Below are 19,358 nucleotides of genomic sequence, written 5' to 3'. Positions count from 1 at the left end.
CAATTATAGTTTTGAAACGTGTTTAGTTAACTTAGATTTCAAGTTAGCTGCTTTGTTATCATGAATGATATTTTTCTTAGCTAATTTGTCTATCATAGAAACAACAGCAGATAATTTTGCAGAAGCATCTGATTTATCTGTAGCTAATCTTAATGCTTTGATTGCATTACGAGTAGTTTTGTGTTGGTATCTGTTTAATACTCTTTTCTTTTCGTTACTTCTAATTCTTTTTAAAGCTGACTTATGATTTGCCATTTTCTTGTAATTTAAATTTAATTGTAATTAATAAAATACTAGTTAAAAAAGAAAAACCTCCCACAATTAAAATAATCACTTTGGTTTTAACTAATAAAACAAAATTTCGAGACACTGAACTTTTGTTTTATAAAACTAATTTACAACTAATTTGTAGCCCGTAGGGGAATCGAACCCCTCTTACCAGGATGAAAACCTGGCGTCCTAACCGATAGACGAACGGGCCATCTTTCTCAATGCGGATGCAAAAATACAACTATTTTTTATTTTCGCAAGAGACTGGATAATTTTTTTCTATATTTTTTTAATAAGCCTTTGCAAACAACACTCTACCAGTAGATTTAGCTCCGGAAAAAATACACTTTCCTTCCTCTTCTACTCGGTTTAATGGTATACAACGGATAGTTGCTTTGGTTAAATCTTTAATTTTTTCCTCCGTTTCCGGAGTTCCATCCCAATGCGCAGCGATAAAGCCTGTTTTATTTTCCAAAACATCTTTGAATTCTTCAAAAGTATTTACTTCAGTCACATGTGTATTTCTGTAGTCCAAAGCGCGATTAAATAAATCACTTTGTATTTGCTCTAATAAATCTGAAATGTAGTTTACGATTCCTTCTTTTGATTTTACTTCTTTGGACAAAGTATCTCTTCTTGCAATTTCAAAAGTTCCGTTTTCTAAATCTTTTGGTCCAACAGCAATTCGAACCGGAACACCTTTTAATTCCCATTCGGCAAATTTAAATCCAGGTTTTTGTGTAGTTCTGTTATCAAACTTAACTGAAATTCTTAATTTTTTGAATTGAGCTACTAAATCATTGGCAACAGCTGAAATAGCATCAAACTCTTCATCTGTTTTAAAAATTGGAACAATTACCACTTGAATCGGAGCCAAATTTGGTGGCAATACCAACCCATTATCATCCGAATGCGTCATCACTAAAGCTCCCATTAAACGGGTAGAAACTCCCCATGATGTTCCCCAAACATGTTCTTGTTTTCCTTCCTGGTTGGCAAACTTTACATCAAAAGCTTTAGCGAAATTTTGTCCAAGAAAATGTGACGTTCCTGCCTGCAATGCTTTTCCGTCCTGCATTAAAGCTTCTATGCAATAGGTTTCTTCTGCTCCGGCAAAACGCTCTGTTTCGGTTTTCAATCCTTTGATTACCGGAATTGCCATAAAGTTTTCGACAAAATCAGCATAGACATGCATCATTTTTTCAGATTCTTCGATAGCTTCTGCCTTAGTAGCATGAGCTGTATGTCCTTCCTGCCATAAGAACTCAGCCGTTCTAAGAAATAATCTGGTTCTCATTTCCCATCGCACCACATTAGCCCATTGATTAATAAGCAATGGTAAATCTCTGTATGACTGAACCCAATTTTTATAAGTAGACCAAATAATCGCCTCACTGGTTGGACGAACAATGAGCTCTTCTTCCAATTTAGCATTTGGGTCAACCATTAATTTTCCTGGTTTATCAGGATCGTTTTTTAATCTGTAGTGAGTAACAATCGCACATTCTTTAGCAAATCCTTCTGCATTCTTTTCTTCAGCTTCAAACATACTTTTGGGCACAAAAAGAGGGAAATAGGCATTACTATGTCCGGTTTCTTTGAACATTCTGTCTAATTCTGCCTGCATTTTTTCCCATATAGCATAGCCGTATGGTTTGATAACCATACAACCTCTAACACCAGAGTTTTCGGCCAAATCGGCCTTGACAACTAGCTCGTTATACCACTTTGAATAATCTTCTGCTCTTTTTGTTAACTCCTTGCTCATATTGAATACTTTGGCATAAAAATTGTTTAACTAATTTTAACTAAATAGTTCGGCAAAACTAACTATTTTTGTATAGTCCAACAATAAAAATGCTATAGATATGAAAACTTATTATTTTTCCGGTAAAAGATTATCCATTTATTCACTATTTGGATTAATCGCAGTTGTAGTTTCCTCATGTGGTTCCTATCAGAATAGTTCTTATTATGATAATGATGGCGTTTACGGAAACTCTCAAAACAAGAGAGAAGTTTCAAATAAAGACAATTCTCAAAGCAATAAATACCAAGAATACTTTAGCGATTTAAATAAAGATTCCCAAGCATTTACCAATATTGACAATTACAGCACTGTAAATAACGATAGTATTAGGACAGAAAATTATAATTCAAATAATTCGAGTTGGGGAAATAATCCACAAAGCGTAACCGTAAATGTTTATGACAGCAATTGGGGTTATGGTTATTGGAATAATTACTGGTACGGAAATTACTGGGGTTGGAATAACTGGTATGGTCCAAGTTGGGGTTGGGGTTGGAATAGTTGGTATGGTCCGAGTTGGGGCATTGGTTGGAATTTAGGCTGGGGTAATTGGTATGGAGGTTATTGGGGCGGCTATTATAATAATTGGTACGGAAATCATTATAACAACTATTATTATAATGGTGGCAGAAGAGGTTCTGGTTATGCTTACTCCTCAAATGGGAATAGATATGGCACCAGAAACGGTACCAGAAATTCATATTACACAAACGGAAGAAGCTATTCTACAGCTCCAGGTACCAGAAATTACACCACAAGATCTTCAAACAGTACTTTTAGAAACGATAATTACACTACAACAAGAAGTAACAACACTTCACAACCTACAAGAAGTTATAATTCTTCACAACCAACAAGAAGCAGTGCAAGTGAATCAGCTCCTGTTCGATCCTATACTCCAAGTTCTACCAGATCATCTTCTTCATATGGTGGAGGAAGTTATGGCGGCGGAAGTTACGGAGGTGGAAGCAGCGGTGGCGGAAGATCATCTTCAGGAGGCGGAAGAAGATAAAAAACAAAACAAAAATATCTATGTAATTTAACAAATTGCATAGATATTTTTTTGACTAAAAAATAAAAATACTATGAAAAAACACATTACTATTATCATTGCCGTATTAACTTTTTCAGCATTAAAAGCTCAAGAAACAACACCGGAAGATGCCCTTAGATACGCCGTAGAAAACATAACAGGTTCTGCACGCTTTAGAGGAATGGGTGGTGCTTTTGGAGCTGTAGGTGGAGATCTATCTGCTTTAAACCAGAATCCGGCTGGTTCGTTATTCTTCAATAACAATTATGCAACAGCAACAGCAAGTATTAACAACACTAAAAACAGCTCATTATACAACGGCACAAGAACAAAAGATAATGATAGTTCATTAGACTTAAATCAGGCTGGAGTTGTTTTTGTATTTAATGATACCAGTGGAAAAAGCAATTGGAAAAAAATTGCTATAGCTTTCAATTATGAAAATACAAACAACTTTAACAATAGTATCTTTTCTGCCGGAACAAATCAGTATAATTCTATTGGGAATTATTTTGTAAATCAGGCAAACGCTAATGGCGGAATTCCATTGGAATTATTGACATTACAACCTGGTGAAACTTTTTATGAGTTGTATGATTATTTAGGCACACTGCCCGATGCCAGCTATCCTAATGTAAGTGGTTTTCAGGCACAACAGGCATTTTTAGGATATACAACCTATTTATTTGATTCTAATTCACCAAACACATACAACAGTAATGTGCCTGCGGCTAATTATTCACAGCAAAATTATTACACTTCAACAGGATACAATGGCAAGATTACAGGAAACTTTGCTACACAATACAAGGATATTTTGTTTTTGGGGCTGAATATCAATGCGCATTTTACAGACTATGTAAGAACAACATCTTTACGTGAGCAAAATGACGGTTTGGCTGCAAACGGAGTGTCTTATATCCGATTTGACAATCAACTTCACACCTATGGTTCAGGTTTTTCATTTAATCTTGGCGCTATAGTTAAAATAGTTCCGCAATTCCGAGTAGGTTTAGCCTATGAATCTCCAACTTGGTACCGATTGACAGATGAACTAGCACAATATGTTGACTCGGATTATAGTACTAACTCTGTTTCAAATACCTACGTTGCCGATCCTGACATTATAAATGTTTATGCGCCATACAAAATACAAACACCTTCAAAATGGACAGGAAGCATGGCATATCTTTTTGGCAAGAAAGGAATAGTGAGCGTAGATGTGTCAACTAAAGATTATAGCACTACCCGATTCAAACCAAAAAATGAATATCCATATGCCGGTTTAAATCAATTTATGAAAAATAATTTAGAAAATGCTGTTGAAGTCAGAGTTGGAGGCGAATATAAAATCAAACAAGTTTCTCTACGAGGCGGTTATCATTTTGATCAAAGTCCATATAAAGTTGACCAAACTTTTGGCGATTTAACCGGATATTCTGCCGGTGTAGGTTATAGTTTTGGTGAAAGCAAAATAGACCTGGCGTATTCTTATGAACACAGAAATATGAATCAGCCATTAATTTCTTCCGGTCAGCCTGACCCGGCAAGAATAAGCAGATACAATAACAACATCATTATTAGTTACTCTGTTAACTTCTAATTTTGACAAAACAAAATCAATAAACCACTTCATTCGAGGTGGTTTTTTATTTTAACCATTTAATTCGAAATAAAAAACGTAATTTTGCACGCCTTCTAAATAATCGAAATTAAGTTTATGAGAACTAAGTCATTAAAGAAAAACAAAATCAACGTTATCACACTTGGATGTTCCAAAAACACTTACGACAGTGAGGTTTTAATGGGGCAATTAAAAGCCAGCGGAAAAGATGTGGTGCACGAACAGGAAGGTAATATTGTAGTAATCAATACATGCGGTTTTATTAATAATGCCAAAGAAGAATCGGTTAATACTATTCTGGAGTACGTTGATAAAAAAGAAAATGGCATCGTAGATAAGGTTTTCGTTACCGGATGTTTGTCCGAGAGATATCGTCCCGATTTAGAAAAAGAAATCCCAAACGTCGACCAATATTTTGGCACAACCGATTTACCACTTTTATTAAAAGCGCTTGGTGCCGATTATAAACACGAATTATTGGGTGAACGTTTAACCACTACTCCAAAAAACTATGCTTACCTAAAGATTGCCGAAGGTTGCGATCGACCATGCAGCTTTTGCGCGATTCCGATTATGCGTGGCAAACACGTTTCGCAATCAATTGAGAAATTGGTAAAAGAAGCCGAAGGGTTAGCCAAAAACGGTGTAAAAGAATTGATTCTTATCGCTCAGGATTTGACTTATTACGGTTTGGATTTATACAAAAAAAGAAACCTTGCCGAGTTGTTAGAAAACTTAGTAAAAGTAGATGGTATCGAATGGATTCGTTTGCATTATGCTTTCCCAACAGGTTTCCCAATGGACGTTTTGGATTTGATGAAACGCGAACCAAAAATCTGTAATTATATAGATATTCCGCTACAGCATATTTCAGATAACATTTTGAAATCGATGCGTCGTGGAACAACCAAAGAAAAAACGACTAAACTATTAAAAGACTTCCGTGCTGCCGTTCCGGGAATGACTATCAGAACTACTTTAATCGTTGGTTATCCGGGCGAAACTCAGGAAGATTTTGAAATCATGCGTGACTGGGTTCAGGAAATGAAATTTGAACGTTTGGGTTGCTTTACCTATTCTCACGAAGAAAACACCCATGCTTATTTATTGGAAGATGATGTTCCCGAAGAAGTAAAACAAGCGCGTGCTGCCGAAATAATGGATTTACAATCACAGATTTCATGGGATTTAAATCAGGAAAAAGTAGGACAAACTTTCAAATGCATTATAGATAGAAAAGAAGGTCAGTATTTTATCGGAAGAACCGAATTTGACAGTCCGGATGTGGATAATGAAGTCCTAATTGACGCATCTAAATTCTATGTGAAAACGGGTGAATTTGTCAATGTGAAGATTATTGATGCAACCGAGTTTGATCTTTATGGCGAACCCGCTTAATAGCTAAAACTGATTCCGGCTATAACAAAATTTTTACCAAAGGCTTCCGTATTCTGTGTTGCTCCATTATGAACGTAATTCAAAGACAATGGCATTGTAATTCCTTTTCCTAAATCAATTTCTTTGGTAGCCTTGATTCCCAAATTGCAAATCGAAACCTTGTCATAATCTGCATAACTGTAATAAGCTGCTTTGTTATTCAAAACTGCGCCAATAACTGGGTCAAGTGTTATTCCCTGTATGGCTTTATAAGTTGATTTTTCAAACAGTGTAAAAGTATAACCCAACTCAAGATAGGTTGTATAGTTTTGCTTTGCGTTTTCTCCGTTGCTGTCATAACGGAAATCATTTCCGGCAACAAGCATACTTATCGTAGCATTAAACGGATATTTGTATCCTTCCGAAAAATCAAAATACAACATGGCATCGACAGTTTTCACTCCATCTTTTCCATAGTTCAAGAAACCGTTATCAACGCCTTCCACTTTTTCTACCGATGGCCAATAATAATCCCAAACCTGCAACTGCAAAAAGTCGTTTATCTGATACGTTGCATAAAAATCAATCTCTTGATAACCTTTGTATGCTGTCTCACCATCCGGATAAAAATAATCACTTTGAAAATTAGTTGTCGCCCAAAAACCGAATGCTAACTTTGGCGAAATCTCATATTCTATGGTAGGTTGCACCGCAATATAATCTCCGCCCCAACATTGTCCACGCCACAGATATCGACTGACAATATCAATATTTAATGATAGCTTCTTCTCTTTTTCAACGCTTAGCGAATCAACTTGCGTTTGGTTTTCCTGAGATAAAATAGAGGTTGAAACAAACAATATATAAAAAACCGACAGCTTAAATTTCATTATAATTTTCTTTATCCAGATAGGTATTTATCATTTCAAACAAATGTTCTCTATTCAATGGTTTTGTTAGATAACCGTTGAATCCTGCTTCTTCAATTTTTATCTTATCTTCTGATGACGAATAGGCTGTCTGCGCTATTATTGGGAGATTTGGACGCATTGGTCTGATTTGTTCCATGGCTTCAAAACCGGTCATTATTGGCATTTTAATATCCATCAAAACCAAATCAATATTTGGCGTATTGAGGCAGATGTCAACCGCTTCCTGTCCATTTATAGCTCTGATGATTTTGTAATTTTTGTTCTGCATCATTTTTTGGAACAACAAGAAGTTGATGTTATCATCTTCAGCAATCAAAATGGTTTCTCCTTCTGATTTTTGAATTTCAACATTATTGATTTGTTTTACTGTGATGTGCTCTACTACTGAATATTTCAACGGAATTGAAAAATAAAACGTAGAACCTTCGCCAACTTTTGAATCCAAAGAAATTGTTCCTCCAAGTAAATCGACATACGCTTTTGAAATTGCAAGTCCCAAGCCCAAGCCACCAACTTTAATCGAAATATCACTATCAACACGCTTGAATCGGTCAAAAATATTTTTATGATTGTCTTCATCAATCCCTAATCCGGTGTCTTTTACGGTAAAATTGATTAGCTCGTTTTCTTCATCAATTTCAAATCCAAAAGTAACCGAACCTCGTTCTGTAAATTTGAGCGCATTGGTCAACAAATTGATTATAACCTGTTTCAATTTAATATCATCAGTTATGATATTGAACTTCGCAGGCCTTTTGGGTTGTATCAACTTAAAGTCAATGTCTTTGTTTTTAATCGTAATCTTAACCGTTTCGTATAATTCATTAATGCAGGATTCTAAATTGACTACGGTTAAATTCGGCGTAAGCTGATTCGAATCAATTTTAGACATTTCAATCAAATCATCAATAATACCAACCAAATTTTTTCCGCTCTTTTCAATTACATTTAGATATTCGAGTTTTTCTGCCTCTGTGGTTCCTGTATTGAGAAGTAATTCCGTAAAACCATTAATAGCGTTCATAGGAGTTCGAATCTCATGTGACAAGTTGGCTAAAAAGGACGACTTCAATCGGTCGCCTTCTTCAGCTTTTATCTTTGCTTTAATTAGCTCAATTTTTTGATTGCTGTTTTCTTCGAATAGGTTTCCAATGTGACTAAACTCACCAGTAGTATTTTTCAATTCTTTGATAGCCTTTCTGTTTCCCGATTCTAAGGCTCTTCGAACCAAATCCAATGGATAATAAACCAGTTTTCGGGTATAGATTAAATTAACGATAAGATTAATAATAAAAAACAAAATAATGACGTACATTATGTTTGTTATATTTTCGAAATAAACATCAAAATCCCTTTTAAAAACCAACGCTCCTATTTCATTGTTTTTATAATCTCTTAGTTTATAAACAGAATGAATTTTGTTCTTTTCTTTTGGTAAACTTTGATTAGTTTCTAAAAATGCTGTAGTTGCCATAGTCGCCTTATCCAGATCTTTAATAAAGCTAGTATCTATGAGTCTCACTACAAAAAAATAACCTGATGCTTTAGTTTTTTTCTTCAACGGATCATCAGAAGGGTGAATGGCCGCACCTGTTACTTCTACTACTCCTTCGGGAATTTTCATGTAGAATTTATTTATCCCGACTTTATTCAGTAATTCCATCTCATCTTTCGGAATGAAATCGATGGTCTTTATTTTTGGTGTTGGAACTCTAATGATAAAGTTCTTATCGGCACCATAGGCACCTAAATAATCCGCATTATAAATATCTAATTCATTTCCAATAGTTTCTATGAACCAATTCTTATCTTTTGTAATAGTAAAATCAACAAACTCATCCCAATTCGTGTCATTATTTATAGAAACTAATATAGGTTTTGACTCCAAATGTATCAGCTCATCTATTCGTTTATCAAACTGCTCAACAGTATCTTTATAGACCTGTTTTTCAGCCTTTTTGGTATAATAGAATAAAGCAAAATATAATAAAATAAAAAATATACTGGAAGAAAATATTAACCAAAGTATTTTTGGAAATGTTTTTTTAACTGTCATAATTATCTCAGCAAATTGACTTTTGTTTAGTCATTAAAAATAGAGCAAAAAAACAGAGATAATGATGCGATTTACAAAAACAATTAACAAGTTATTAAGAATTTAATAAAAAAATTAAATTACCAATAAACCAAATTCTCTCAGTGAATTCAAGGGTTTTGAATACCAAAACAACTCAAAATCTTCAAACTGGTTTTCAAAACTGGTTTTGAGTTGTGAAAAAGTGGTTATTTTCTGATTTGAAATAGCAAGCAATTTTAGGGTACTTATAAGCCATTCCGCTTTGTCCTTTTCTAATGAAACTTCAACAGTTTCTCTTTTGTCATGAAAGGTCAGTTTCATCATTTCCCAAGTATCACTTTTTTTAGATTTTGTAAAAGTCTCCGTTAGAGGAGTTCCTCCTATCCAGATGATTTTTGCAGAAGGTTTTGCCGCAAAAGGATTTTCATTTTCCAGACAGGAAACAATATAATCGGAAGGAATTGTTGTATTCGGAATTTTAAAATCGAACCAGTCCTGCAATTCATATTCAAAACAGATTCCGTGCATAAAATTGAACAAGGATTTCTTTAGTCCAAAGCTAAATTTATCGTGATTGATTCCGGTTTTGTCTTTAAACTGTATATCATTGTTGGCAAAAGTTATCTCATTCATTTCGGGAATTACGCCAAATTCCTCAGGAAACATTCCAACCGGACTGTGCGCTGTCATGGCAAACTGATGCCAAAAACCCGATTGCAGAATTCCAAGTTCAAACATTTGGCGTACCATTTCTAAACTGTCAACTGTTTCCTGAATCGTTTGTGTTGGATAACCATACATCAGATACGCATGTACCATGATTCCGGCTTCGGTGAAGTTTCGTGTAACCTGCGCAACCTGTTCTACCGTTACTCCTTTTTGGATTAGTTCCAATAATCTGTCTGAAGCAACTTCCAATCCGCCCGAAACGGCAATGCAACCCGATGCTTTAAAAAGCAAACACAAATCGGCCGTAAAGCTTTTTTCAAACCGAATGTTTGTCCACCACGAAACGGTTAGTTTGCGGCGAAGTATTTCCAACGCCACTTCGCGCATCAATGCCGGCGGGGCTGCTTCATCTACAAAATGAAAACCGTTTTCTCCGGTTTGGGCAATGACTTCTTCCATACGGTCAACCAAAGTCTTCGCCGCTATGGGTTCGTAGAGTTTTATATAATCTAATGAAATATCACAAAACGTACATTTTCCCCAATAGCAGCCATGCGCCATCGTGAGCTTGTTCCAACGTCCATCGCTCCACAAACTGTGCATCGGATTAGCGATTTCGATAACCGAAATATAGTCGTCTAAAAGCAAATCGGAATAATCGGGTGTGCCGACTTCGCTTTGTTTGTAGTCGGGCTTGGTGGAATTGTTTTTATAGATTACTTCGTTGTTTTCGAGGAGGAAAGTTCGCTTATAAAGCGCTTCGACAGGCTCAGCGTGACAAATATTGTAGTGAAGTAATTCCACAGGCAATTCGCCATCATCCAAGGTGATAAAATCGAAGAGTTCGAAAACGCGCTTGTCTTTTAAATCGCGGAGTTCTGTATTTGGGAAACCACCGCCCATGGCAGTTTTTATTTCAGGAAACTGTTTTTTTATGAATTGCGCACAACGAAAAGCACTGTATAAATTTCCCGGAAACGGAACCGAAATCAATACCAATTTGGGCTGGACTTCTTTCAGTCTTTCTTCCAAAATTTGCAATGAAATTTTATCTATATACGTCAGTTCATTTTGCAGATGACTGTACATTTCGTCAAATGAATTGGCACTTCTGCCCAATCGCTCTGCATAACGACTAAAGCCAAAATTTTCATCAACTACTTCTTTTATATAATCGGATAAGTCTTCGAGATATAAGGTTGCCAAATGCTTGGCTTTGTCCTGCATTCCCATCGAACCGAAAGCATATTCCATATCGTCTAACTGCTCAAAACGGGAAGCTTCTGGAAGAAAGTTTCCGGCACAGATTTGTCGCGCCAGTGTTTGATTTTTCCCTTGTAGAAAAGTAATAACTGAATCGATAGTATTGATATAGTCTTGGCGTAAGGAATAGATTCGTTGGAGGTTCTCGGTTGTCAGTTGTCGGTTGTCGGTTGAGAAGATCGAAGTTAATCCTTCTTTTGAGAACAATTCTAAAATCACTTCAATACCCAAATCTATTTGAAAGGCAGGTATGTTTTTGGTATTTAAAAAACCTTTTAAATAGGCTGTTGCCGGATACGGTGTGTTGAGCTGTGTAAAAGGCGGTGTGAGTAACAGTAGGTCTTTCATTATGACGTATTGACAAACAAAAATACTTTATATTTTTTATAAAAAAGAATTATATTTTAGAGGTTATAAGTGCTAAAATATAGTGGATGTATACAAGTCAACAGAAATTACAACCCATTCGTACTTTTAGACGAATTCTATAAAATTATCCTTTTTAAACGATTTTTTTTATATTTAGAAATCTAATACTTATTGGAACATTATTAAGTTTTTGATTAGCAATCATAATTTCCAATTTAAATTTAAAGAACTTTTGCTGACAACGGTTTTTCGCAATGGCTAATTTATTTTTTTAACCGGAAAGTACTAAATTGAATTTTGATTATCTTTAAAATAATTATAAAAAAAAACTCAACTACAATTAGCCACGAACCGTAAACCTATTTTTGACAACACCACAATAATAAAACTATGATAACAATTGACAACTATTTAGACAGCCATTACATTCACCGAAGCAATTGGTTGAGAGCTGCGGTACTTGGCGCTAATGATGGTATAATTTCTCTATCAAGCCTTGCCGTTGGTGTTGCCGCTGCAAGTTCAACAAAAGAACCAATTGTCCTAGCTACAGTAGCCGGACTTGTTGCCGGTGCTTTATCAATGGCAGCAGGCGAATATGTTTCTGTAAGTTCTCAAACAGATACTGAAAAAGCTGACATTGAAAGAGAAAAAAAAGAACTCGCTGAAATGCCCGAAGAAGAACTAAAAATATTGGCTCAAATCTATGAGAAAAGAGGACTTAAAAAAGAGACGGCTATGCAAGTGGCTATTGAGCTTACAGAAAAAGATGCTTTGGGAGCTCACATTAGAGATGAATTAGGAATTAATGAAATCAGTCAGGCAAATCCAATACAAGCTGCATTAGCTTCGGGAGCATCATTTACCGTCGGTGGACTTTTACCTCTATTGGTCGTTCTTATCGCCCCTGTTAAAGGAATGGAATACTGGATTTATGGATTTACAATTATCTTTCTAATCATTTTAGGAGCTACATCTGCAAAAACTGGCGGCTCAAAAGTTTCGAAAGCAATAATACGTGTTACCATTTGGGGTACAATTGCAATGGTACTTTCTGCCTTTGTGGGTTATCTTTTTGATGTAAACGTTTGATTAACATCATAACAAAACATAATATGGACATTAAGTCGATTAGAAATAATAAACCTGCTGCTAACATTGGTTAAACGCAAAACACATTCAATAATTGAACAGATTAGTTAAATTTAATACCCTAATCCAATAATAGAAATGAGCAAAATTATATTTGATAGCGGAATATCTCTTGATGGCTTTTTCGCGGGAGACAATAGAAGTCCAAGCAACCCAATGGGAGGCGTTTCACCAAAAATCCACAATTGGATGTTTAAACAAAAGGCTTTTTGGAAACACATTAAAATGGAAGGTGGTGAAGAATATGGCGAAGACAGCAAATTAATTGATGCTGTTTTTGCAAGAACGGGTTCATACATCATGGGAAAAAGAATGTTTGATGAAGGCGAAGTAGTTTGGCCTGAAAATTTATACGAAGCAGATGTTTATGTGCTGACTCACGAAAAACGAGAACCATGGGTTCAAAAAGGAACAACAACTTTTTATTTTATTAATGACGGTATACACAGTGCATTAGAAAAGGCAAAGCAATCAGCCAAAGGAAAAGACATAAGAATTCAAGGTGGAGCGAATACTATTCAACAATTTCTCAATTCTGGACTAGTTGATGAATTTTTCATTCACATAGCACCTGTTTTTTTAGGCAGTGGAATTCGATTGTTTGACGGTATTGACAAAGACATTTATGATATTCAAATTGTAGAAATACAATCTTCCGACTTAACAACACATTTGCATTACAAACTGATAAAAAAATGAGAAAAGTAATTGCAGCAATAAACATGACACTTGATGGGATTTGTGATCATACGGTAGGAATGCCCGATGAAGATTTACATCAGCATTATTCCGAACTGTTAAGCAATGCCGGACTGCTGTTATATGGACGGACAACATACCAACTTATGCAGTTTTGGCAAACGCTGTTAGAAAATCCTTCGGGTCAAAAATCGATGGATGACTTTGCTTTAGCAATTGACGGAATACCAAAAATTGTTTTTTCACACACTTTGAAAAATACCGGATGGAACAGTGCAACATTGGCAACAAAAGAACTTGAAAAGGAAGTTTTAGAACTCAAACAACAATCAGGTAAAGATATTTTAGTTGGCAGCCGGAGTTTAATCATTCAGCTCTTAAACCTTAATTTAATTGATGAGTTTCAGATTTGTATTTATCCGATGATAGAAGGAAAAGGCCTGCCGTTGTTTGACAAAATAAACGACAGAACAATTTTCAGGCTTTCAGATACCAAAATTTTTGGTTCAGGGGCAATCTTACTCTATTACGAGCCGAAACGATAGTAAACTGCGAACCACTAAATCAGCAACACAATGTCAGACAGAAAATCGCAAACCGTTACCGAACATATAAATGGAATAGATATTTCAAGTCGGGCTATTGTTCAAAAGCTAAGGGATATCTTTATTAATGCAAATCCGGAAATTGCGGAACATATCAAATGGAATTCGCCCAGCTTCTTCTATGGTGGTGAAATGAAAGAGTTTAATCCAAAAGAATACAAACGCGATTTGGCTGTTATCAATTTGCATCGCGGCAAAATTCTAATTGTTTTTCCAACCGGAAATAAAATTGATGCCACTATTGGCTTAGGCGGAAAAGACTATCCCGACGGCAGAAAGATTGTTGAAATTACTAGCGTAGAAGACGTAAATAAAAAAGAAATCCTGTTACTAAAAGCCATAAATAACTGGATTGACCAAATAGAAAAATAGCCATCCAATCCCACAATTTCATCGAACTTTTCAACAATTTGAAAAATTTATGGCAAAAAATTTGCGAAACCGAATAGTTGCACATATATTTGCAACTGATTGGTTTCATAATTAAAAACGAAACACTATGAGAAGAGATATTTTTCAGGCGATATCCGACCCAACAAGACGTGGCATTATCACCTTAATTGCAATGCAGGCAATGACTCCAAACGCCATTGCTGAAAATTTCAACACCACACGACAAGCGGTTTCCAAACACCTTCGCATACTAACAGAATGCGAAATTGTAAAACAAGAACAACAAGGCAGGGAAATTTTCTACTCACTCGAAATTGAAAAAATGAAAGAGATTGATAAATGGTTAACCCAATTCAGGGAAATTTGGGAAACCCGTTTCAATCAACTCGACAAAGTATTATCAACCATGTCTGCCGACAGGCAGGCCATTAAAGAACAGAAAAAATGAACAATTTGCTATTTGATTTTACCGTTGACAAAGCAACAAAAACGGTAAGTATTGACAGAGAATTTGCTGCCGACCTTTCGTTGGTTTGGGATGCTTTTACCACACAAGAAATTCTTGACCAATGGTGGGCACCAAAACCTTGGGCATCCAAAACAAAAGTTATGAATTTTGAAGTTGGCGGCCGTAGATTTTATGCTATGGTAAGTCCGGAAGGACATGAGATGTGGTCTATCCAGAAATATACTTCTATCAGTCCGAAAACCAATTTCAAAATGTTGAATGCTTTTGCAGACGCAGCAGAAAATCCACAATTACCGGGTTCGGAATGGGATTTAAATTTTAGCGAACAAAACGGAAAGACAAAAGTCAGTATTAGTATTTACAATGAATCGCTTGAACGCATGGAGAAAATGATTGAAATGGGCTTCAAAGAAGGATTTACTATGACACTGAACAGTCTGGATGAATTATTTGCAAGCTTATCACAACACTAACAGCAAAAAATTGCTGCCGGAAACTTATTCATTCTCTTCCTTTTTTCTGGCAGCAATAAATTCGTTTAGCTTTTTACCATACAATGATTTAGAAACTTTTGGTGTCATCGATTTTTGGATGGTATCCATAAACTTTAAATTGATGTCGTAAATCTCAGCCAAAGCCACATAAGGTGCTACTTCATAATCAGCGTGGTTTACAGCAAAATTGGTAGTGTACAGGTATTTTCTTTTTAAAACGCTTTTTTGCTCTTCCTCGATTTTATTGACTTCATCTGTCTTTTTGGCAATTATCGCATTGTATTTTTTCTCAATCAAGTCTAAATCCTGATCGACAAATCTCGATACCACTTTTCTGTATTCGTCATAAAGTTCCTGATTTTTAGAGCCTGTGATTTTAACATCGGCAGTAAAAAAATCTAATGATGTTTCGATATTCATCTTTCCTTTTTCGGCAAAGAACGCAATGTTATTGTCTAATGAATTTGTCACACCTCGGTCTAAAAACAAATAAAGCATTTCAGGTGACTGCAAATCAAACTCACTGGTAAAATGAGAATCACCGTTTATTTTTATGGTGTCGATAGCGACCAAAAGTGAATCTTTGAATCTTTGAATGTATAAAGTACCGCTTTTTAATCCTTTAATGTTCCCTGTTAAGACAACGTCTTTGGTTGATTCTTTTTCGGAACAGCTTACTAAAATTAGGATTGAAAAAAAGGCAATGATTATTCTACGCATGTTTTAAATTTTTGGCAATAATACTAAAAAAAATCCTCAATCTGATGAACAAATTGAGGATTTGAAAGTGCTTTTATTTTGACCCGAGTCTCGTCCTAAAGACGAGACGAACGGAACGAAGTTAATTATCCCTTTAACCAATATTTATTTATTGCTTTTTTTGATTCGTCTGTAAATGTATATCCTTCGACTTCATCAAAATCTAATTTTACTTTTCCGGTGATGGTTTGTTCTACACCGTTTCTTTTAATTTTAACGCTGATAGCATCATCTGTTTTCCAACCTTGGCTTACCATTATAAGGTCGTAAATATTATCAAGATTATATGGTTTGTCGTTAAATGATGTGATAATATCACCTCCTTTTAACCCTAAAGTATTCATAAAACTATTTAACTGTCCGCCGGGAACTACCATGATTTCTTTTGTAGAAGGATTCACGGTTATGAATGGTATTTTTTGATCTTTCAAAAACGGATTAGCTTCTACCTGAACTTTAGCTTTGGTAACACCTACTTTAGCAAAATACTCATCATACGGAATTGGTGTTTTTCCGGCAACGTAAGTATTCAAAAACGCTCCTACTTCAGGATAAGTCAACTTGGTTATTTTACCAAAAAGTTCTTCATCATCAAATGATTTATCAACACCATACAGATTTGATAAATCTTTCATCAGACTTAAAATTCCTTTTTGTCCGCCGCTTTGTTCACGGATGATAATATCTATACACATTCCGATTAAGGCTCCTTTTTCGTAAACATTTAAGTACTGGTCTTTATAAGGTTCAACCAAAACATTGGCGCTCATTTCGGTAAATGGCATGGTATCGTTTAATGTAGCAGCTCGACTAATTTTTTCAACCATTCTTTGGTAAAACTCGTCAGCATCAATTAAGCCTTGATTTACCTGGAATAAATTGGCAAAATATTCGGTTACACCTTCGTACATCCATAAATGTTTTGACATTTTTGGGTTGCTGTAATCAAAATCATGAATTTCTTTTGAATGAATAGAAAGTGGCGTTACGATGTGAAAAAACTCGTGCGAAACTACATCTTTCATTTGCTCTTCCAATGATGCTGCATCCATTGCTTCAGGGAAAACCACTGTAGTTGATGTATGGTGTTCTAATGCTCCGAAACCTTTAGCGTCATTTTTTTCAACATCCGATAAGTATAACAAAACTGTATATCTTTTGTTGTTATTGATAGAGCCCAAGAATTTTTTTTGAGCTCGCATTGTTTTCTCTAAGCTTGGCAATAATTCCTTTGCCGTATGTACATTATTTGGAGAATACACACTAAAAACAATCTCCATTCCGTCAACATTGAAGGTTTCTATATCGGCTTTAGCATACATAATCGGATTATCTGTCAAATCAAAATAACGGCTTGCCATAAAGGTATCTTCGGTATCGCTTGGATTGGTATCGACTAAAGAAGTAGCACCGGTAAGATCCTTTGGATGAAGAATGGTAAGTTTGTATGGGATTTCGGTTAGTTGCGTTTTGTCTTCAAAATAACCCACAAAAGCATGGTTGTTTACCATGAAATTTTTACCCTCTAAAATATTTGTTCCTGATGGCGAAAAGATATCTTCTTTCATGAAGCCTTTCCCCACTTCGGAATCGTAAGTATCGTTTACATAATAAGTAACTTTTGCTAACGATTTTGCATTCGAAATTTTCCATGAATTATCATCCGCTTTGGTAACGGTTAACTCTTTTCCGTTTTTATCTAACGCTTTAAATTCATCGACTAGTTTTCCGTAATTATCTGCAGAATAAGTTCCCGGAACGGTTTTAGGAAAGTGAAAAACAATTTCGTTAGAGCTGAACTTTGGCGGTGTAATGGTAACATTAACCTTATCGTCTTTTATTTTATTTAAATCGATAACAGCTTGTATCTGATTTAAATTTACATTCGTTTTTACTTGTTCTTTAACAGGTAGTTTTTTTACCGTTGCTTTCTTTTGAGCATTTGCAGTATAACCTAAAGCAGTTAAAGCAAAAATGGCACTTACAATTAGTTTGTTCATTACTAGAAATTTATTTTTGAAATATGTCCCCAAAAGTAACCATTAGTTACAATCCTTTTTATTTTTTTAGATATGATTAACTAAAAGGGATGGTATTAAATAAAAAACTCTCGCTAAGCAAGAGTTTAATTATTAGTCAAATTTATTTTTGATATAATACTTACTGTCTAAATCATCAAAGTCATCAATGATTGGTTTTGGTTTTGGCTTACTTCCGGCAGCTTTCTTTTTCCAAAGTTCAAATTTATCTTTGGGTAATCGTTTGCGCATTAATTCGGTAACTTCATTTTCTGTAAGTCCAAATTCCTCTTTAATTACTTCAAAAGGTTTCCTTTCATCTTGAGCCATGCTGACAACTCGTTCTAATTCTTCATTGTCAAGTTCAACTAGTCTACTTTTTTTCATTTCTGTAAAAGCATTTAAATTCTATGAATGTTAATGGTTAATTCGTATTTCAATATTAGTAAAAAAAATAATTAGTTTACAAACTTCAATATTATTTTTTTAAAAACTTAAGAATTCGGTGAACGCCTTTTTTGAAAAGGTATTACCAATAAATTTGACAGTTTGTTGTTTTCTTCCGGTTTCATATGGGTATCAACTCCGTAAACCAGTTTCTCTCTGTCGAGTGTTTTGAAGGTGCCGAACAATCGGTCCCAAACCGAAAAAATATTACCATAATTGCTATCGGTATATGGTAAAACATAATGATGATGGACTTTATGCATATCGGGAGAAACGATAAAATAACTTAAAATTCTATCAAGTTTTTTGGGTAGTGTGATATTGGCATGATTGAATTGTGTCGCTACAACGGATAAGGTTTGGTATAAAAAAACCATCCACATTGGACTACCGACAATCAAAACACCAAGAGTTGTAAAAATAAACCGTAACACGCTTTCGCCCGGATGATGCCTGTTGGCCGAAGTCGTGTCTATCCATGTATCAGTATGATGTATCAGATGAAAGCGCCATAAAAATTTGACTTTATGCTCGATTAGATGAATTACATATGCGCCAATTAAATCTAAAAGCAACAAACCGATGATGGTATAAATCCAGATATTAAATTCGGGTAACCAGTTTAAAAGTCCAAACTGATTTTGAGTTGCCCACTCAGCTGCTTTTAATAATATCAAAGCTAAACAGAAATTAACAATCATTGTAGTAATCGTAAAAAAGATATTAATTCCGGCGTGTTGCCATTTGTTATAATTGAATTTAAAAAGCGGAACGGCAGTTTCTACCAACCAGAAAAAAGAAATTCCACCAGCTAAAATCAAAGCTCGGTGCGAAGACGGAATCGTGGAAAAGTAATTGATTATCTCGTTCATTGCTAAAGTATTTAGTTCAAATATAC

At 35.1% G+C, this 19,358-nt stretch carries 18 protein-coding genes and 1 tRNA gene; 9 read left to right on the top strand and 10 right to left on the bottom strand.

Features of this window, described 5'->3' with window-relative positions:
• Window positions 1-3: 3 nt before the first annotated feature.
• The 3 genes from rpsT to proS all read right to left on the bottom strand — a co-directional run bounded on the left by rpsT (window position 4) and on the right by proS (window position 2,038).
• Window positions 4-255 carry a 30S ribosomal protein S20 gene (gene rpsT, locus L1S35_RS10010; protein ID WP_236400231.1) on the bottom strand — a complete coding sequence of 84 codons (252 nt, stop codon included), beginning with the start codon at window positions 253-255 and terminating at the stop codon, window positions 4-6.
• Between the two features lie 154 nt (window positions 256-409).
• A tRNA-Glu gene (locus tag L1S35_RS10005) sits at window positions 410-481 on the bottom strand.
• Between the two features lie 78 nt (window positions 482-559).
• Window positions 560-2,038: a proline--tRNA ligase gene (gene proS / locus L1S35_RS10000; protein ID WP_236400229.1), complete on the bottom strand. Its 1,479-nt coding sequence runs from the start codon at window positions 2,036-2,038 to the stop codon at window positions 560-562.
• Window positions 2,039-2,138: 100 nt separating this feature from the next.
• Here proS and L1S35_RS13320 point away from each other — a divergent pair, with 100 nt between their 5' ends.
• The 3 genes from L1S35_RS13320 to rimO all read left to right on the top strand — a co-directional run bounded on the left by L1S35_RS13320 (window position 2,139) and on the right by rimO (window position 6,135).
• The gene (locus tag L1S35_RS13320; protein WP_305070386.1) at window positions 2,139-3,092 is read left to right on the top strand and encodes a hypothetical protein; all 954 of its coding nucleotides are present in this window, start codon (window positions 2,139-2,141) and stop codon (window positions 3,090-3,092) included.
• Window positions 3,093-3,165: 73 nt separating this feature from the next.
• Window positions 3,166-4,716, top strand: coding sequence for an OmpP1/FadL family transporter (locus L1S35_RS09990; RefSeq protein ID WP_236400228.1), 1,551 nt, complete (start codon window positions 3,166-3,168; stop codon window positions 4,714-4,716).
• A gap of 117 nt (window positions 4,717-4,833) precedes the next feature.
• Complete coding sequence (rimO, locus tag L1S35_RS09985; protein ID WP_236400226.1) at window positions 4,834-6,135, top strand: 30S ribosomal protein S12 methylthiotransferase RimO; 1,302 nt, start codon at window positions 4,834-4,836, stop codon at window positions 6,133-6,135.
• Here the strand turns inward: rimO and L1S35_RS09980 are convergent.
• From L1S35_RS09980 to L1S35_RS09970, 3 genes are all read right to left on the bottom strand, one after another.
• A complete protein-coding gene (locus L1S35_RS09980; protein ID WP_236400224.1) occupies window positions 6,132-7,004 on the bottom strand; it encodes a TorF family putative porin in 873 nt (290 codons plus the stop codon). The genes rimO and L1S35_RS09980 overlap by 4 nt on opposite strands.
• Window positions 6,994-9,102: an ATP-binding protein gene (locus L1S35_RS09975; RefSeq protein ID WP_236400221.1), complete on the bottom strand. Its 2,109-nt coding sequence runs from the start codon at window positions 9,100-9,102 to the stop codon at window positions 6,994-6,996. The genes L1S35_RS09980 and L1S35_RS09975 overlap by 11 nt, the downstream gene beginning before the upstream one ends.
• 114 nt (window positions 9,103-9,216) lie before the next feature.
• Window positions 9,217-11,403, bottom strand: coding sequence for a B12-binding domain-containing radical SAM protein (locus L1S35_RS09970; protein ID WP_236400218.1), 2,187 nt, complete (start codon window positions 11,401-11,403; stop codon window positions 9,217-9,219).
• Window positions 11,404-11,814: 411 nt separating this feature from the next.
• Here L1S35_RS09970 and L1S35_RS09965 point away from each other — a divergent pair, with 411 nt between their 5' ends.
• From L1S35_RS09965 to L1S35_RS09940, 6 genes are all read left to right on the top strand, one after another.
• Window positions 11,815-12,516, top strand: a complete 702-nt coding sequence (locus L1S35_RS09965) for a VIT1/CCC1 transporter family protein (protein WP_236400217.1) — start codon at window positions 11,815-11,817, stop codon at window positions 12,514-12,516.
• Between the two features lie 138 nt (window positions 12,517-12,654).
• Window positions 12,655-13,275, top strand: a complete 621-nt coding sequence (locus tag L1S35_RS09960; RefSeq protein WP_236400215.1) for a dihydrofolate reductase family protein — start codon at window positions 12,655-12,657, stop codon at window positions 13,273-13,275.
• The gene (locus L1S35_RS09955) at window positions 13,272-13,820 is read left to right on the top strand and encodes a dihydrofolate reductase family protein (RefSeq protein WP_236400213.1); all 549 of its coding nucleotides are present in this window, start codon (window positions 13,272-13,274) and stop codon (window positions 13,818-13,820) included. Before L1S35_RS09960 ends, L1S35_RS09955 begins: the two co-directional genes overlap by 4 nt.
• A gap of 30 nt (window positions 13,821-13,850) precedes the next feature.
• Window positions 13,851-14,252: a DUF1801 domain-containing protein gene (locus tag L1S35_RS09950; RefSeq protein ID WP_236400211.1), complete on the top strand. Its 402-nt coding sequence runs from the start codon at window positions 13,851-13,853 to the stop codon at window positions 14,250-14,252.
• Between the two features lie 127 nt (window positions 14,253-14,379).
• The gene (locus L1S35_RS09945; protein WP_236400209.1) at window positions 14,380-14,721 is read left to right on the top strand and encodes an ArsR/SmtB family transcription factor; all 342 of its coding nucleotides are present in this window, start codon (window positions 14,380-14,382) and stop codon (window positions 14,719-14,721) included.
• Window positions 14,718-15,215: an SRPBCC family protein gene (locus tag L1S35_RS09940; protein WP_236400207.1), complete on the top strand. Its 498-nt coding sequence runs from the start codon at window positions 14,718-14,720 to the stop codon at window positions 15,213-15,215. Before L1S35_RS09945 ends, L1S35_RS09940 begins: the two co-directional genes overlap by 4 nt.
• A 24-nt stretch (window positions 15,216-15,239) precedes the next feature.
• On the opposite strand, the gene L1S35_RS09935 is transcribed toward L1S35_RS09940, so the two are convergent.
• From L1S35_RS09935 to L1S35_RS09920, 4 genes are all read right to left on the bottom strand, one after another.
• Window positions 15,240-15,956 (bottom strand): DUF4369 domain-containing protein, encoded by a 717-nt coding sequence (locus tag L1S35_RS09935; protein ID WP_236400204.1) that lies wholly within the window; start codon window positions 15,954-15,956, stop codon window positions 15,240-15,242.
• Window positions 15,957-16,081: 125 nt separating this feature from the next.
• Complete coding sequence (locus L1S35_RS09930) at window positions 16,082-17,995, bottom strand: M61 family metallopeptidase (RefSeq protein ID WP_236400202.1); 1,914 nt, start codon at window positions 17,993-17,995, stop codon at window positions 16,082-16,084.
• Window positions 17,996-18,127: 132 nt separating this feature from the next.
• A complete protein-coding gene (locus tag L1S35_RS09925; protein ID WP_236400200.1) occupies window positions 18,128-18,400 on the bottom strand; it encodes a TIGR03643 family protein in 273 nt (90 codons plus the stop codon).
• Window positions 18,401-18,507: 107 nt separating this feature from the next.
• Window positions 18,508-19,332 carry a sterol desaturase family protein gene (locus L1S35_RS09920; RefSeq protein ID WP_236400198.1) on the bottom strand — a complete coding sequence of 275 codons (825 nt, stop codon included), beginning with the start codon at window positions 19,330-19,332 and terminating at the stop codon, window positions 18,508-18,510.
• Between the last annotated feature and the right edge of the window lie 26 nt (window positions 19,333-19,358).

The sequence above is a fragment of the Flavobacterium anseongense genome (genome assembly GCF_021608185.1).
Taxonomy (GTDB): domain Bacteria; phylum Bacteroidota; class Bacteroidia; order Flavobacteriales; family Flavobacteriaceae; genus Flavobacterium; species Flavobacterium anseongense.
This window is presented reverse-complemented; position numbering and strand designations above follow the sequence as displayed.